General features: G+C 54.8%; 12 protein-coding genes. All 12 read right to left on the minus strand.

All coding sequences use genetic code 11. The features are described from left to right. Window positions 1-361: 361 nt before the first annotated feature. The 12 genes from ftsZ to NST44_RS26735 all read right to left on the minus strand — a co-directional run bounded on the left by ftsZ (window position 362) and on the right by NST44_RS26735 (window position 15,791). Window positions 362-1,480 carry a cell division protein FtsZ gene (gene ftsZ, locus NST44_RS26680; protein WP_007129473.1) on the minus strand — a complete coding sequence of 373 codons (1,119 nt, stop codon included), beginning with the start codon at window positions 1,478-1,480 and terminating at the stop codon, window positions 362-364. Window positions 1,481-1,537: 57 nt separating this feature from the next. Then, window positions 1,538-2,821: a cell division protein FtsA gene (gene ftsA, locus NST44_RS26685; RefSeq protein WP_007129472.1), complete on the minus strand. Its 1,284-nt coding sequence runs from the start codon at window positions 2,819-2,821 to the stop codon at window positions 1,538-1,540. 213 nt (window positions 2,822-3,034) lie between these two features. Beyond that, entirely contained in the window at window positions 3,035-3,790 is a 756-nt protein-coding gene (locus tag NST44_RS26690; RefSeq protein ID WP_007129471.1) for a cell division protein FtsQ/DivIB, read from the minus strand. Window positions 3,791-3,848: 58 nt separating this feature from the next. Then, window positions 3,849-5,132, minus strand: a complete 1,284-nt coding sequence (gene murA / locus NST44_RS26695; protein WP_213614220.1) for a UDP-N-acetylglucosamine 1-carboxyvinyltransferase — start codon at window positions 5,130-5,132, stop codon at window positions 3,849-3,851. Between the two features lie 16 nt (window positions 5,133-5,148). Beyond that, the gene (gene murB, locus NST44_RS26700) at window positions 5,149-6,054 is read right to left on the minus strand and encodes a UDP-N-acetylmuramate dehydrogenase (protein ID WP_213614222.1); all 906 of its coding nucleotides are present in this window, start codon (window positions 6,052-6,054) and stop codon (window positions 5,149-5,151) included. Window positions 6,055-6,211: 157 nt separating this feature from the next. Further along, window positions 6,212-7,321 carry an undecaprenyldiphospho-muramoylpentapeptide beta-N-acetylglucosaminyltransferase gene (gene murG, locus NST44_RS26705; protein WP_007129468.1) on the minus strand — a complete coding sequence of 370 codons (1,110 nt, stop codon included), beginning with the start codon at window positions 7,319-7,321 and terminating at the stop codon, window positions 6,212-6,214. Between the two features lie 5 nt (window positions 7,322-7,326). Further along, window positions 7,327-8,424, minus strand: a complete 1,098-nt coding sequence (gene spoVE / locus NST44_RS26710) for a stage V sporulation protein E (RefSeq protein ID WP_028406602.1) — start codon at window positions 8,422-8,424, stop codon at window positions 7,327-7,329. A 49-nt stretch (window positions 8,425-8,473) separates the two neighbouring features. Then, entirely contained in the window at window positions 8,474-9,907 is a 1,434-nt protein-coding gene (murD, locus tag NST44_RS26715; RefSeq protein WP_213614224.1) for a UDP-N-acetylmuramoyl-L-alanine--D-glutamate ligase, read from the minus strand. 3 nt (window positions 9,908-9,910) lie between these two features. Next, a complete protein-coding gene (gene mraY / locus NST44_RS26720) occupies window positions 9,911-10,876 on the minus strand; it encodes a phospho-N-acetylmuramoyl-pentapeptide-transferase (RefSeq protein ID WP_213614226.1) in 966 nt (321 codons plus the stop codon). Between the two features lie 4 nt (window positions 10,877-10,880). Next, window positions 10,881-12,299, minus strand: coding sequence for a UDP-N-acetylmuramoyl-tripeptide--D-alanyl-D-alanine ligase (locus NST44_RS26725; RefSeq protein WP_213614227.1), 1,419 nt, complete (start codon window positions 12,297-12,299; stop codon window positions 10,881-10,883). Further along, window positions 12,299-13,783, minus strand: a complete 1,485-nt coding sequence (locus NST44_RS26730) for a UDP-N-acetylmuramoyl-L-alanyl-D-glutamate--2,6-diaminopimelate ligase (RefSeq protein WP_213614229.1) — start codon at window positions 13,781-13,783, stop codon at window positions 12,299-12,301. The genes NST44_RS26725 and NST44_RS26730 overlap by 1 nt, the downstream gene beginning before the upstream one ends. 61 nt (window positions 13,784-13,844) lie before the next feature. Next, window positions 13,845-15,791, minus strand: coding sequence for a stage V sporulation protein D (locus NST44_RS26735; protein WP_007129462.1), 1,947 nt, complete (start codon window positions 15,789-15,791; stop codon window positions 13,845-13,847). Between the last annotated feature and the right edge of the window lie 44 nt (window positions 15,792-15,835).

Genomic DNA, 15,835 nt, shown 5'->3' on the forward strand with positions numbered 1-15,835 from the left:
TTTCGCTCTTTGTCCGCTCGGATGCGTCTGTTCTTTTCAAGGCTTTGGGAGATGCTACTAGTATAAGAAGAATAGGGATCAAAGTCTGTCTAAACCTGTGGGCCGTTCGCAGACTTTTTTTGTCGATGGAGGGCAGTTTTTAGAGACAGGGATACGGTGCACGGGAAGCCCGCCCCGCCAATGCCGGGTGGACGGCGTTACAAGCTGCTCTGGGACGGCGCTTTTAGCCGGATGATCTCGTATAAGCGATATTCGCGAAAGTCTGACACTGGTGGGCTCTTCCTAAAACTTGCGGCGGATTTCATAACAAAAAAAAACCTGCGCTTTAGCCGCAGGGGCAACAAGCGCAGGCTTATTCGTATTAATCATTATTACGCGAACGATTGCGAAGGAATGTAGGAATATCAAGCTGGTCATTGGTGCTCTGATTCCCGAATGGTCTCAGATTCACATTGCCCTTGTCGGAGGCCGGCTGCTGTTCGCTTTGCGGCATCGCTGGGCGCCGTCCCGGCGGTGTCGGCATCGGCTTGCTCTCAAAACCGGTCGCAATCACCGTTACCTTGATTTCTTCCTTCATGCTATCATCGATGATGGCACCGAAGATCATGTTCACTTCCGGATCCGAAGCGGAGGTTACGATCTCGGCCGCTTCATTGACCTCGTACAAGGAGAGATTGTTTCCTCCGGTAATATTCATGATGACGCCGCGTGCGCCCTCGATGGACGTTTCCAGCAGCGGGCTCATGATGGCCTTGCGGGCCGCCTCGGATGCGCGGTTCTCGCCGGTCGCCATTCCGATTCCCATCAGGGCCGATCCGCGTTCTGTCATAATCGTCTTCACGTCGGCAAAGTCGAGGTTGATGAGACCCGGTACCGCGATCAAGTCGGAAATACCTTGAACCGCTTGGCGGAGAACGTTGTCCGCTTCACGGAACGCTTCCAGCATCGGAGTCTTCTTGTCCACAATCTCGAGAAGCCGGTCGTTTGGAATGACAATAAGCGTATCCACCTTCTCCTTCAAAGCCTCGATGCCCAGCTCTGCATGAGAGGAACGCTTGCGTCCTTCAAATGTGAAAGGGCGGGTTACGACGCCGACCGTCAATGCTCCGCATTCCTTAGCGATTTCAGCAATGACAGGAGCAGCTCCGGTACCCGTGCCTCCGCCCATACCGGCGGTCACGAATACCATATCCGCACCTTTTAAGGTGTTCATAATCAAATCGCGGGATTCCTCAGCGGCTTTTTTGCCTACTTCCGGGTTGGCGCCGGCTCCGAGTCCTCGAGTCAGCTTGTCCCCGATTTGCAGCTTGTGTTCGGATTTAGCAAGATGGAGCGCTTGGGCATCCGTATTTACCGTAATAAACTCAACGCCCTGCACGCCGTTTTCAATCATTCGGTTGACGGCATTGCTTCCGCCGCCGCCAACACCGATTACTTTAATTTGAGCTAAGCTCTCCATTTCGAAATCAAATTCCAACATCTATTCCATCTCCCCCTCAATGTGCGTGGATGGCACGTCCACAGTCAAATGAATCCGCTATATAAACTCGCTGAACATTTTTTTCAAGCGTTCAATAAATCCCGGCTTCTGGCTGGTCTCCTGAGTTGCTGCGACAGGATTTTGCGGCTTAGCGCGATTCACCGGTTTCTTGCTATTTCCGCTGTTGCTGCTTCCTCCTGCACTGCTGCGCACTCGGACATTCCGGATTGCATTATGGAGGATGCCGACTCCGCTGCAGTATCCCGGATCACGCACGCCGATAAAATCGGGAACGGCAATCCGAACGGAAGTCGCCAGCTCGTTCTGTGCCACCTGCAGCACACCAGGCATGGACATCGTGCCCCCGGTAAGTATATAACCACCCGGAAGCTCATTGTAACCCAGGCGTTTGATTTCCTGACGCACCAGCTGGAATATTTCCTGAACCCGAGGCTCGATGATGGCGGCCAGGTCCTCTTGGTTAAACTCCTTGTCCACATTGCTTCCGATCCTCGTTACTTTAAACGTAACTTCAGGCGCAGCGCTCTCCATGAGCGCACAGCCGTATTTCAGCTTGACCTTCTCCGCCTGATCGGTTAACGTCCGCAATCCGTACGCAATGTCATTCGTCACGAAATCTCCGCCTACCGGCAGCGTGGAGGTCGCTGCAATGCTTCCCTCTTCAAACACCGCAAGCGTCGTTGATCCTGCGCCTACGTCCACGAGCACCGAGCCCATCGTCTTCTCGTCCTTCGAGAGAGCCAATTGGCCGGCGCCTAGCGGAATCAGCACAAGATCCTTGACCTTCAAGCCTGATTTCTCCACGCATCGGAGCAGATTATGTATTGCCGTCTTCGCGCCGGTAATGATCGTCGCTTCAACCTCAAGCCTTACACCAATCATGCCTCGAGGGTCGGAGATTCCTTCTAACCCGTCTACTACGAATTGTTTTGCCACTACATCGATTATTTCCCGATCGGGAGGAAGAGCCACAACCTCCGCGGCTTTCAGCACGCGGTCGATGTCTTCTTCCCCAATCTCGCGATCCTCGTTCGATACTGCCACAACGCCGTGGCTGGATTGAAGTCCGATATGATTACCGGATATGCCGACATATACTTCGGATATTTGAATACCGACCATACGCTCCGCATGATCAACAGCGTTGCGAATGGATTGTACGGTCTGGTCGATATCTACGATTGCACCCTTACGAATTCCCTCCGAGTCGGCAGATCCAACTCCAATAATATTAAAGGTTCCATTATTAACTTCCCCAATAATAGCACGAACTTTGGATGTACCGATGTCCAAACTAACAATGATGTCATTGTTGCTCAAGCTCTGGCACCTCCTGTTTAACAAAATAAAGTCGTCATTCAAGATTTACATTTTTACTTATTCAACATGGAAGGGGCTATCCCTCTTTTTTCTACATTATTTTTACTGCCAACATTTACTATTGAGAGCCGTAAAACACATAAAATATAAATGAGAGCCCAATGTTGTCAATACTTTCAATTGTACCATTTATTCCTACGCCTGAGTAGGGGGTTATTCCCCTTCCGGAGCCTCTTCTTCAACTTCTTCCTCGAAAGGCACGTAGGAGTCAGCTTCCAGCATCGTTATGATACCCGGCTGTTCCAATTCCGTCACTTGATTGAGATACTCCACCTTATCCCGAAGCAGCGAAATGGAGGTGATTACTTCGAACTTGGAGCGCGTGTACAGCTTGATCCTGTCCGGGAAGGAAAGCGTGGGCGAAGGCATAATCTCCGAAATGTCGGAGGTCATGCTGCTCGGTATTTCGGCCAGCACCTGGCTGAGCTTCGCCTTGTTCGGATCGGCCGGGTCCCACTTGGTCAGAATCGGCTTCTCTACGGCGATTCCGCTGGCCGCAACGGGAACCGAAGTCCCGCTGGACAGGATAGCTTGAAAATCGCCGTCGGCGGACAGCTCATAGGCGACTGTAGGATACTCGGTGATCACGATGCTGATCTCGCCGGGAAAGCTCTTATTCACCTCAGCGGATTTAATCGTGCCGAGCTCGGCTAATCGCTGCTTGACCTCATCGGGATCGACTCCGAAATACTGCTCTCCGATCCGGAGTCCGCTTTGCTCCATCAGCTGCTCTTTGGTATTCAGTGTATTGCCCTTGATTTGAATCTCAGAAACCTGGCTGATCGGCGAGCGAAAGAATAGAATCGTCAGCAGGGCTATGAACAATAGCAGCAGAATCCATATAATCTTTCTCGCCGCCCTCGGTTTGGGCTTGTCCTGTTTCAGGACAGGTATATGAGTATTAGACATATCCTCTCTCTCCATAAAGACCTGCCACCCCCTCCGCAAGGAGGGGATGACCAGGACCTCAATTGGCTAAATCAAGCGGCTTCGGTACGGAACTCTGGCGGTAAATACGCGCTCCCAAGCCTTGGAACATGTTTTCAATCCGATCATAACCGCGGTCGATGTGGTGCACTTGCTCAACCACCGTCGTCCCCTGCGCAGCCAATCCGGCGATGACTAGAGCCGCACCTGCCCGCAGGTCGGTTGCCTCTACGGTCGCTCCATAAATTCGCTGAACACCGCGTATAAAGGCATAGTTCATATCCGTGGAGATATCGGCTCCCATCCGGGAAAGCTCCTCCACATGCTTAAATCGTCCTTCAAATACCGTTTCTTTCATCACGCTGAAACCATCCGCTACAGACAGCAGCACCATCACCTGGGACTGCAGGTCGGTAGGAAAGGAAGGGTACGGCGAAGTCACGATTCGTTCCACCGCTTTTGGACGGCTCATGCAGCTTATGTTTATTATATCATTGCATACACTGGTTTGAACACCGGCGCGCTTCAGCACATGCATAAGGGAGGTCAGATGGGACGGATTCGTCTTCGTCAGCGTTACGCTCCCCCGGGTGACGGCAGCGGCGATCATAACGGTTCCCGCCACGATCCGGTCGGGAATAATCTCGTATTCGCAAGGCGTCAGGCGCTCCACGCCGTGGATCGTAATGGTATCGGTTCCCGCTCCGATGATGTTAGCACCCATTTTGTTCAGAAAATGCTGAAGATCCTGAATTTCCGGTTCCCTTGCGGCATTCGAAATGACCGTTGTGCCGTGCGCCGTTGCCGCTGCCATCATGATATTCTCGGTTGCTCCGACGCTGGCAAAATCCAGGTGAATATCCGTTCCGACCAGCCGGCTGGCTCTGCAATGGATTTTATCGCTGCTTTCCTCGATTTGCGCACCCAGCGCCTGGAGCCCTTGCAGGTGAAGGTCGATCTTCCGCTCCCCGATCGCGCAGCCGCCTGGCTGATAAATGGTAACTTCACCGAAACGGGCCAGCAGAGGTCCCATCAAGAAGATGGAGGATCGCATCTGCTTCATTAAATCTTCCGGGACATGAAACGAATTGGCAGACGAGGTATCCACGGTAACCGTCTCCAGCTCGTGCTTGCATTTGGAACCGAGACGGCTGAGAATGCTGAGCATCACTTCAATGTCCAGCAGATGCGGGACGTTGCTTAATTTTACGGTCCCCTCTGCAAGCAGACTTGCGGCCAAAATAGGCAAAGCTGCATTTTTCGCACCATGGATACGTATGGTTCCTGATAGGGGCCTTCCACCCTCAATCACCAATTTGTCCAATGTATCACCTCCGAGTTTACCGCTCGCCTAGAACATACACCTCGGGTACCATATGAATTCCGTTCTTCTTCGCAATGGTCTCCTTGATATGCTCAATCAAGGCGAGCACGTCCTCTGCTGTCGCTTGACCGGTGTTTTCGATGAAATTGGCATGCTGCAACGAAATTTCCGCCCCTCCGATCCGCAGCCCCTTAAGACCCGCTTCTTCGATCAACCTCGCGGCATGGTCGCCGGGCGGGTTGCGAAATACACTGCCTGCCGTTGCCGATTGGAGCGGCTGTGTGCGCCGGCGGCGGTCCTTATAGGAAGCCATCCGAGCTGAAATTTCTTTGCGGTCCCCATACTGGAGCTCAAATACCGCTTCCGTCACAATCCCTTTTCGTTCGTGCAGAATGGAGTGCCGGTAATCGAACGCCATATCTTTGGCAGCATACGTAACCAATTCCCCTGTATCCAGTACAATGTCAGCGGACTTAAATATGCGTGACACATCAGACCCGTGAGCGCCTGCATTCATGTAAACGGCCCCTCCGACCGATCCTGGGATGCCTCCGGCGAATTCAAGACCCGATAATCCTTGTTTCCCGGCCAGAACACTGAGCTTGACGAGCGACAGGCCGCCGCCTGCCGTCACCGTCTCCCCCTCGAAACGAAACTCCTCGAAGCCCTGGCCCAGCTTGATCACCGCTCCCCGAATGCCCTTATCGGATACCAGCATGTTCGAGCCGCGTCCCAGTTGTGTCCAAGGAATGCGATGGGCATGGAGAAGGGCGACCAGCTCAGCGAGCTGCTCTTTATTCTCGGGAACAACTAGGCAATCGGCTGGTCCGCCTATTTTCCAAGTTGTGTATTTGGCCAGCGGTTCATTCCATAAGACGGCTCCGACATTGGCTTCAGATAGTAGCGATTTCCACTGCTGCATTGTAAATAAACCTCCCTTGACTTTCAAAACAAAAGGCCATTCCCCCGAAACTGGCGGGAAGATGGCCGCTGTCTGTAATGCCGGCCTCATGGGTGTGTCACGATTATAGAGTATCTTATGTCAGGCTCCATAGGTGTGTGACAATCGCCCAGCCGATTTAGCGTTTGCCGGTAAGCCGGCGGATTTCCTCCACAATGACGGCAGCGGAATCCGGTTTCCCGAGCTTTCGGGAAGCCTCGGACATCGACTTCCGGACATCGGGGCTTGTCATGATTTCCTCAAGCCGCCCAAACAAAGTTTCCGCGGTAAGGTCCTTCTCAAGGATCATCCTCGATGCGCCTGCATCCTCCAATTGTCTGGCATTGGCTTCCTGATGATTGTTGGTCACATTGGGTGACGGTATGAGGACCGAAGGAATGCCGAGCGAAGTGATTTCGGCCAGAAAGGAAGCTCCCGCACGGTTTACAATCAGGGAAGTTGCAGCAAGCACTTCCGGCATGTTATGAACATAAGGCATGATATGAAGATGGTTCGGCATCGTGCCGAGGCGGCTGCGTATCTCCTCGCGCGTGCGCTCAAAATAAGTATCGCCCGTTACGAACACAAAATGAATACCTGGCAGACGGCCTATATGAGAGGCCATGCCGATCATGGCATCATTGATCGCCTTGGCCCCCCGGCTTCCGCCGACGATCAGAACGACCTGACTGTCCATCGGGATGCCAAGCGAAGCAAATCCACGCTCACGATTGGCGGATTGGACCGTCGTCGCGCGTGGATTCCCTGTATACACCGCTCTTTTAGCTTTGGGGAAGGCCTTTTCGGAGCCCTCGAAGCTCACCGCTACCGTATCCGCGTAGCGGCTCAAAAACTGATTCGTCAGCCCGGGAATCGCATTCTGCTCATGGATCATGGTCGGAATCCCTAATTTTGCAGCTGCGTATACGACCGGTCCGCATACGTAGCCGCCGGTGCCGATCACAACATCGGGCTTAAACTGCGATAGCAGCGCTTTCGATCGATGGACGCCTTTGAAAAAGCGCATGATCGTTTTCACATTTTCAAACGACAGCTTGCGCCGAAAGCCCGTAATATCAATGCTTTCAAACGGGAGCTTCTCCTGGGGCACCAGCTTGCTTTCCAGGCCCCGCTCCCCGCCGATATATAAAAATTCCGTCTTCGGATCTTCCAATTCACATTGCCTTGCAATGGCGACAGCCGGGTAGATATGCCCACCCGTCCCGCCGCCTGTTAATACGACACGCATACTGTTCACCTCGCATAACGGGAAATATTTAATAGAATGCCGAGCGCGGTCAGCATCAGTGTCAACGAGCTTCCTCCGTAGCTGATCAGCGGCAGCGTAATGCCGGTTACCGGCATCATTCCGATGACAACGCCGATATTAATGACAACCTGAATCGCGACCATTCCGACAATCCCTACGGAGAGCAGGCTGCCGAAGCCGTCCGGAACCGTCATGGCGACCCTCATGCCTCGCCATACCAAAGCCGCGAACAACAGCAGCACGATCAGCCCGCCAATGAAGCCGAGCTCTTCGGCCAAGATGGAAAAGATAAAGTCGGTTTGCGGTTCAGGCACATAAGCATATTTCTGGCGGCTCATGCCAAGACCGAGGCCGCCAAGGCCGCCGGGGCCGATTGCATACAGCGACTGAATGATCTGGTAGCCGGTCCCGAGCGGATCCGACCATGGATCGAGAAAGCCCGTAATCCGCTTCAACCGGTACGGAGCCGTAAGGATTAGTCCGGCAAAGCCCGCGACACCGCCTAAAGCAAGAAATCCCAGATGCTTCATTCGCGCACCGGCCGTGAACACGATCATCATGGCAGCCCCGAGCATAACCGCGCCGGTGCCGAGATCCGGCTGCAGCATGATCAATCCGAAAGCAAGGCCGATCAAACCTAGCGGCGGGAGCAGTCCCTTGCTGAATGAAGTAATATCATAGTCTTGTTTGCTGAGCCACCGAGATAGAAACAGAATCATCCCTAGTTTCATAAACTCGGAAGGCTGAATGCCGAACGAGCTGATGCCGAGCCAGCTTCTCGCGCCGCCCCGAACGACCCCGATCCCCGGGATCAGAACGATAACGAGCAGGAAGAAGCAGACGAGCAGCACCAGCTTGCTGTATTTCATCCATACTTTATAGTCGATTTTGGAAGTGAAATACATGGCCGCAAGCCCGAGGCAAGCAAAAAACGCCTGCCGTTTCACAAAATAAAACTTATCGCCGTAATCATGGAAGGCGAGCACGGAGCCTGCGCTGTATACCATTACGATCCCGATGGCCAGCAGGGCCAAAATGCATATAAGCAGCCACAGATCGGGCGCCTGGCGGTTCTTGTTCATGGAAAGGCCACCTCGTACATCCTTAGTAGGGGCTTATCCACCCCCCTACTTAAAGGTTATGCACCGCCTCTTTAAAAATGCGTCCTCTGACTTCAAAGGAAGGGAACATGTCCCAGCTGGCGCATGCCGGCGACAGAAGAACAATATCGCCGGGCTCGGCAAGCCGGGCCGCCTCCTGGACAGCCATAGTCAATGTATCGGCGGCGTCCTTTCCATTATCGACGAGGATAATTTGCTTTAACCCGGCTTTTTCCGCCGCAGCCGCGATTTTCTCCTTCGTCTGGCCTAGGAGGACGACAGCCTTCACCCGCTCTCTAAGAGAAGGCACGAGCTCCTCGTAATCCGAGCCGCGGTCAAGACCGCCTGCAATGAGCACGATGGGCTCCTTGAACGAGGTTAGCGCCATGTTGGTTGCTTTGGAGTTTGTCGCCTTGGAGTTATTGTAATAGGCAATGCCGTCCCGCTCGTCAACGAATTCAAGCCGATGCTCTACGCCGCGGAAGCTGGACAATACCGGCTCGAGTCTATCCGGACTCACGCCGGCCGTAATTGCGATTGCCGAAGCCGCGAGCGCGTTCCCGACATTGAATCTGCCGGGCAATCCGATGTTCTCCACACGGATGATCTCATGCGTAAAGCCTTTTTCGTCCGTATAGACGACAGTCCTCTCCGGCTCCTCGCCGCCCGGCATTTGACCCTCAGCCCCGTATGGCGGCATCACGTAAACACCTTCACGAAGGACTTCGTTCATCGAGAATGGCAAAATGCGGGCCTTGATATACGGGACGAGGCTCCTGCACACGGGATCATCCCAATTGAGCACAGCGGTATCGTCCGCCGTCTGATTCGCGAACAGCTTGGCTTTGGATGCGATATAATCGTCCATCCCGCCATGATAGTCAAGATGCGTTTCAGCTATATTCAGCAGCGCGGCGATGCGCGGCCGGAAATCCTCGGTTCCTTTGAGCTGGAAGCTGCTGAGCTCCACGACCATCCAATTGTCCGGATTCGCCTCCTGGGCGGCCTCCGACAGCGGTGTGCCGATATTGCCCGCAACGATCGGGGACAGACCGGCGTCCTCCAGCAGCTGACCGACCCAGGTCGTCGTCGTTGTCTTGCCGTTGGAGCCGGTGATGCCGATCATCGGCGCTGCACAAATATGATAAGCGACCTCTACCTCGGTTACGACCGGAACTCCCAGCTCCATTGCCTTCTGAACAGGCGGAACCGAATAAGGAATGCCGGGATTTTTGACGAGGAGCGCCACGCCGGGATGAATCAAGTCATCCGGATGCCCCCCGCAAATAACAGAAATGCCCAAAGCTTCGAGCTCCGACGCTTCGGGACACTGCTCTCTTTCTTTTCGATCATTCACCGTGACCTCCGCCCCGGCTTTATGCAGTACTTTGGCTACTTGGACGCCGCTTCTGGCAAGTCCGAGAACAACGACGGTCTTTCCCCGGTATTCATCTGGATGCTTCATATGCTACAACCCCTTGTTGATAAAGAGCCCGAGTCCCGCCAATACCAGTCCCACGGCCCAAAATGTGATGACGACGCGCCACTCCGACCATCCGGACAGCTCAAAGTGATGGTGGATCGGGCTCATCTTGAAGATGCGTTTGCCTCTTGTTTTGAACGAGATGACCTGGAGCACGACGGAAAGCATCTCGATGACGAATACGCCTCCGAGGATAAGGAACAACAGCTCGCTTTTCGTCACGATGGCGATGGCTCCGATCGCGCCCCCGATCCCCAGCGAGCCTGTATCTCCCATGAACACCTTGGCCGGATGCGCGTTAAACACCAGAAACCCGAGCACCGCGCCGATCATCGCCGCCGCGCAGAAGGCCGCCGCGAACGAGGTCGACTGGATCGCCACAATGGCATAGGCTCCGAAAGCAATCGCACTGACGCCGGATAACAGTCCGTCCACACCGTCCGTGAAATTGACCGCGTTGCTGATGGCCATCATCATCAGAACGATGAACGGATAATAGAACCACGGCCCCCAGTCGAATGACCAGTTCATCCCCGGTACCCCGATCGCCGTGCTGTGTCCGTTGGAAATGAGCAGCCAGCACATGATCCCCGAGAACAGAAGCTGTCCGAACAGCTTCTGCCGAGGGGTCAGTCCCAACGATCGGCGGAATACGATTTTAGTATAATCATCCAGAAATCCGATCAGGCCAAAGCCCAATGTTGCCACTAGAAGCACATAAAAATCGGTATCGACCGGCGAAAACTTGATAAACGTCAGCGTGAACGCAAGCAGAATGACGACGCCGCCCATTGTCGGCGTACCTGCTTTTTTGAGGTGGCTTTGAGGACCGTCGTTTCGCACTTGCTGTCCGAACTTCAACCTGCGAAGCAACGGAATCAGCAGCGGGGCCGAAATGACAGCCAGTATAAACGCTACACCGATGGTCAATAACAGCAGCTGAAAGTCCATAAGCTCACCCCCTCACTCCGTTGTTGCCGCCAGGCAGGGCTTTAAGCGCATCGACCACATGCTCCAGCTTCATTCCCCGCGAAGCCTTCACCAATACGATGTCCTTCTCGGTCACCCGCTTCAGCAGCTCCGTTATAAGCTGTTCCTTGTCCGTGAACGCAAGAACAGCCCCGTCCGGGTAATTCGCCTTTGCCGCCTCCGCCGTGTGCTGAGACAATGGACCGTAGGTCAATACGAGCTCCACTTGATCCGGCGAAAGGTAGCTTCCGATCTCTTCGTGGAATTCCCGCTCGCGCTGCCCAAGTTCAAGCATGTCCCCAAGAACGGCAATGCGGCACCGGTATCCCTTCATGTCGCCCAGCACATCGATCGCAGCCTTCGCGGCCGTCGGGCTGGAATTGTAGGCATCGTTCAGCACCGTCACCCCATGGTTCGTCTCAATCGCCTCGATCCGCATGCTCGTCAGCTTGAGACCAGCGAAGCCGCGGCGAATCTCCTCGTCGCTGACGCCCAGATGGGTCGCTACCGCCATGGCAGCCAGAGCGTTGATGACATTATGGCGTCCGAGCAGCGGAAGGCTGAAGCCCTCGCCCTCATACCGGTTCGAGGTGAACACAATGCCGCGGGCGTGAAACATCATGCCTGTCGGATAAGCGTCATTGGTGTCCCGGCTGCCGAACGTAAAGGTGTTCATGGACGCCGGCTTGACCGTTCCCGGCTCCTGCAGCACCTGATCGATCAGCGGCTCATCACCATGGTATACCAGCAATCCGCCGGGCTTCATGCCGCTCACGATTTCAAGCTTGGCCCGGGCAATCTCTTCCCGCGAGCCGAGCTGAAGCAAATGCGCTTCGCCGATATTCGTGATAACCGCGATATCCGGGCGCGCAATCGAAGAGAGCAGCTCAATCTCATGCCGGCCGCTCATCCCCATCTCGAGCACCGCGATATCCGTATCTTCCTTCATCGCAAGCACCGTTAACGGAAGACCGATATGATTGTTATAATTGCCCTGCGTCTTATGAACTTTGTAACGGGTTTCGAGGAGCGCGGTCACCATGTCCTTCACGGTTGTCTTGCCGTTGCTGCCGGTAATGCCGACCACCTTGGCGCGGCTCTCTGCCAAATAAGCGGCTGCAAGTTTCTGAAGAGCCGACAGCGTGTCATCCACAAGGATGACAGGACCGTCAGGGACCATGTCATGATCCCGCTGCCATAGCAGCGCGCCGGCGCCAGCTGCAAGCACAGCCGCCCCGAATTGATGTCCGTCGAATTTTTCGCCGACAATCGGAACAAACAGATTGCCCGGCTGTATCGTGCGGGAGTCGGTTGCGACTCCTTGAATTACAATATCGTCGTCTTGGTTTCGTGAGAGCGTACCGCCGCACATGTCGGCAATGCTCCGCAATGATTTATGGATCACTATTGTCTGCCCCTTATCGCGTCTTTGGCTACGATGCGGTCGTCAAAATCAAGCACTTCGCCCGCAATCAGCTGGTAGGTCTCATGACCTTTCCCCGCAATCAATACTACATCGCCCGGGCTTGCCATTTCAATAGCCTTTTGAATGGCTTCGCGGCGGTCGACAATGAGCTTGTAGCGGTCTTCGGACACGCCGTCCTCAACCAATCCCGCCTCAATATCCTTAAGGATCGCTCCCGGGTCCTCGGTTCGCGGATTATCCGAAGTAACAAGCACGATATCGCTGTATTTGGTAGCGATCTTACCCATGATCGGCCGTTTGGTGCGGTCACGGTCGCCGCCGCAGCCAAACACGGTCAGCACCCGTCCTTCCGCAAATTCATTGACCGTCCGCAGCACGTTTTCGAGCCCGTCGGGCGTATGCGCATAATCGACGATCACCGCATACGGCTGGCCCTCATCGACAACCTCAACCCGGCCGTCGACACCCGGAACGGATTCCAGGCTGCTCTTAATGTCCTCAAGCGGAACGCCTTCAAGCAGCGCTGCAGCAATGGCAGCCATCGCGTTATATACATTGAACTTGCCTACCATCTTGATGGATATATCCGTGCTTCCTCGGAAGGTATCCACATGGAACGACGTGCCCTGCGCAGTAATCGCGATGTTGCTGGCCCGCACATCCGCCTGCTCGCCGAGGCCGTAATAGATGACTTCCGCAGCCGTCTGCTTGGCAAAATATGCGGAAGCCTCGTCATCGGCATTCAGGACCGCATATTTGCGGGACTGTTCGTCCTTGGGAAAAGCGTTGCCAAGGCGGGAGAAAAATAACCCTTTGGCCGCCCGGTATTCTTCCATCGTATGATGATAGTCAAGATGATCCTGCGTCAGGTTCGTAAATATCGCGGTGCGGAAATCCGTGCCCTTGACGCGTCCCTGCTCCAGCGCATGGGAGGAAACCTCCATCACGCAGCACTGCATGCCTGCTTCGGCCATCTCGTTCAGGTTCCGCTGAAGCTCCAGCGCTTCAGGCGTCGTGCGCGGCATTGGGAACGACTTGCCGGCGTATCGCATCTGAATGGTTCCGATCAATCCGGTCTTTAAACCATGATCATTCATGATTTTCTCGATCAGATAGGTGGTCGTTGTCTTGCCGTTCGTTCCCGTCACGCCGATGATCTTCATCCGCGAGCTAGGCTGATTGAAGAACGCATTGGCAAGCCCGGCCATCGCGAACCGGCTGTCCTTTACGATGATCTGGGGAAGGTGGATGTCAAGCTTCCGCTCCACGACCAGGGCAACTGCGCCCCGCTCGGCAGCCTGGGCGGCAAAGTCATGGCCGTCCACGGTATGACCCGGAAGGCATATAAACAGATCGCCCGGCTTTACTTCCCGAGAATCAACTTGGATTCCGGTAATTTCAACGTCACCGGCACCGTCGATCACGGCGGCTGCCAGCACGGATGATAATTCGTTCAATTTCATGGATATCCCTCTCTCTATATATCCGTATCATCCGGCACGGCGTCTATCCGGATGATACGGCTTAATGTTCGTGTTTCGCTTCGTCCGGAGCCTCGCCCATGTAGATACGGATCGTGGATCCCCGCTCCACTCGGCTTCCCGGCTTCGGCGCCTGGGAAATGACCGTGTTGCCGGTCCCCGACTTGGCCAGGTTAAAGTTCATGTTCAAGTCCTCGTAGAGCTCCTGAACCGTCGCTCCAACCAGATCCGGCACGGTTACGGTCGGCACTTCCCCATATTTGTAATCGCGGGGAAGCTGATCCTTCCGCGGCGGAATATTCATATAGTGCAGCGCATCCTCCAAGATGTTCTGCACGATCGGAGCCGCAACCACGCCCCCGAATTGAATTCCCTTCGGATTGTCGACCGCGGTATACACAACGATCTCAGGATCGTCCGCCGGCGCGAAGCCGATAAAGGATACGATATGCTCGGTGGAGGAATAACGTCCGTTCACGACCTTCTGGGCCGTCCCGGTCTTCCCGCCGACGCGGTAGCCGTCGATGAAGGCAGGCCGTCCGGTTCCTTTGGCCACGACGCTTTCCAGCGCTTCGCGGACCTGCTTGGACGTCTCTTCCGAGATGACCTGCCTCACCATCTGCGGCTTCACTTCCTCCACCACCTCGCCGGTTTCCGGATGGATCCATGCCTTGGCCACATAAGGTTTGTAGAGCTTGCCTCCGTTAATGGCGGCAGATACTGCGGCCACCTGCTGGATCGGAGTCACCGAGACCCCCTGGCCGAAGGCCGTCGTCGCAAGCTCAACGGGCCCGACGTTGTCCAGCTTGAACAGGATGCCGTTCTCCTCCCCGTTCAAATCGATCCCCGTCTTCGAGCCGAAGCCGAAATCGCGGATATATTGGAACAGGCTTTCCTTGCCGAGCTTCTGGCCGAGTGCCACAAAGCCCGGGTTGCAGGAGTTCTGGACGACTTCCAAATAGGTCTGGCTGCCATGTCCGCCCCGCTTCCAGCAGCGGAGGCGAGCGCCCCCAACTTCGACTGCGCCTGAATCAAAGAAATGATCATGTTTCAGATCCACCTTCCCCTCTTCCAGCGCTGCGGCCAGCGTGATGATCTTGAAGGTCGACCCCGGCTCGTACGTCATCCAGATCGGAAGATTCCGATTGTACGTCTCGGGGGAGAATTCCTGATAATTCGCTGGCGAGTAGCTCGGACGGCTGGCCATGGCCAAAATCTCGCCCGTCTTCGGATTCATGGCGATGGACCAAGCCCCATTGGCCTGGTATTTCACCATCGCCTGATCAAGCTCCCGTTCCATAATGGACTGAATCGATTTATCGATCGTCAGCTCCAGATTCAAGCCGTTACGCGGTTCCTTATACGTCTCGGTGGAGCCCGGCATCAGCCTGCCCCCCGCATCCGACAGGTACGAGATATTCCCGTTGAATCCTTTCAGCTTATCGTCATGCTTCGCTTCCAAGCCGGTAAGTCCCTGATTGTCAATTCCCGCAAATCCCAAAATATGTGCGGCAAGATCGCCGTATGGATAATAACGCTTGTTGTCTTCGGCAACAACGATACCCGGCAGCTTCAAATCACGAATTTCCTGCGCCAGCTCCATCGTAATTTTACGCCCTCCGGGTTTGATTTGTTCCACCATGGATTTCCGTTTGGTAATGGCCTTCTTCACATCGGCTTCGCCTACCCCCAACATCCCGGAGAGCGTCTTGGCTGTTTCATCGGGGTTTTGGATCTGCGCCGGAATGGCCCATATGGTCGGCGTCGTGATGTTGGTTACAAGCGCGGTGCCGTTTCTATCGAGAATCTCGCCCCGCTTCGCCGAAAACGGAATGGCCCGGCGCCACAGCTCCTCTGCTTTCGCTGACAGCTCCGCGCCCTTTCCGATTTGGACATACCCCAGCCTGACGATCAATGCCGAGAACAGCAGGAGCAGCAGCAGCAGGCTCCAGAGCAGACGGCGCCGCTGTGATACCTTGGATACTTTCACCTTAAGCTTCCCTCCCCGTTTGAACCCGAAAGCTCATGAAATGC

The sequence above is a fragment of the Paenibacillus sp. FSL W8-0919 genome, from assembly GCF_038003785.1.
In the GTDB taxonomy this organism is placed as follows: domain Bacteria; phylum Bacillota; class Bacilli; order Paenibacillales; family Paenibacillaceae; genus Paenibacillus_AQ; species Paenibacillus_AQ lactis.

Bases quoted from the DNA above. Each gene is read 5' to 3' on its own strand.
- murG (WP_007129468.1), bottom strand. From the start codon at position 7,321: ATGCGTGTCGTATTAACAGGCGGCGGGACGGGTGGGCATATCTACCCG.
- NST44_RS26690 (WP_007129471.1), bottom strand. From the start codon at position 3,790: ATGTCTAATACTCATATACCTGTCCTGAAACAGGACAAGCCCAAACCG.
- murB (WP_213614222.1), bottom strand. From the start codon at position 6,054: ATGCAGCAGTGGAAATCGCTACTATCTGAAGCCAATGTCGGAGCCGTC.
- mraY (WP_213614226.1), bottom strand. From the start codon at position 10,876: ATGGACTTTCAGCTGCTGTTATTGACCATCGGTGTAGCGTTTATACTG.
- spoVE (WP_028406602.1), bottom strand. From the start codon at position 8,424: ATGAACAAGAACCGCCAGGCGCCCGATCTGTGGCTGCTTATATGCATT.
- murD (WP_213614224.1), bottom strand. From the start codon at position 9,907: ATGAAGCATCCAGATGAATACCGGGGAAAGACCGTCGTTGTTCTCGGA.
- ftsZ (WP_007129473.1), bottom strand. From the start codon at position 1,480: ATGTTGGAATTTGATTTCGAAATGGAGAGCTTAGCTCAAATTAAAGTA.
- NST44_RS26730 (WP_213614229.1), bottom strand. From the start codon at position 13,783: ATGAAATTGAACGAATTATCATCCGTGCTGGCAGCCGCCGTGATCGAC.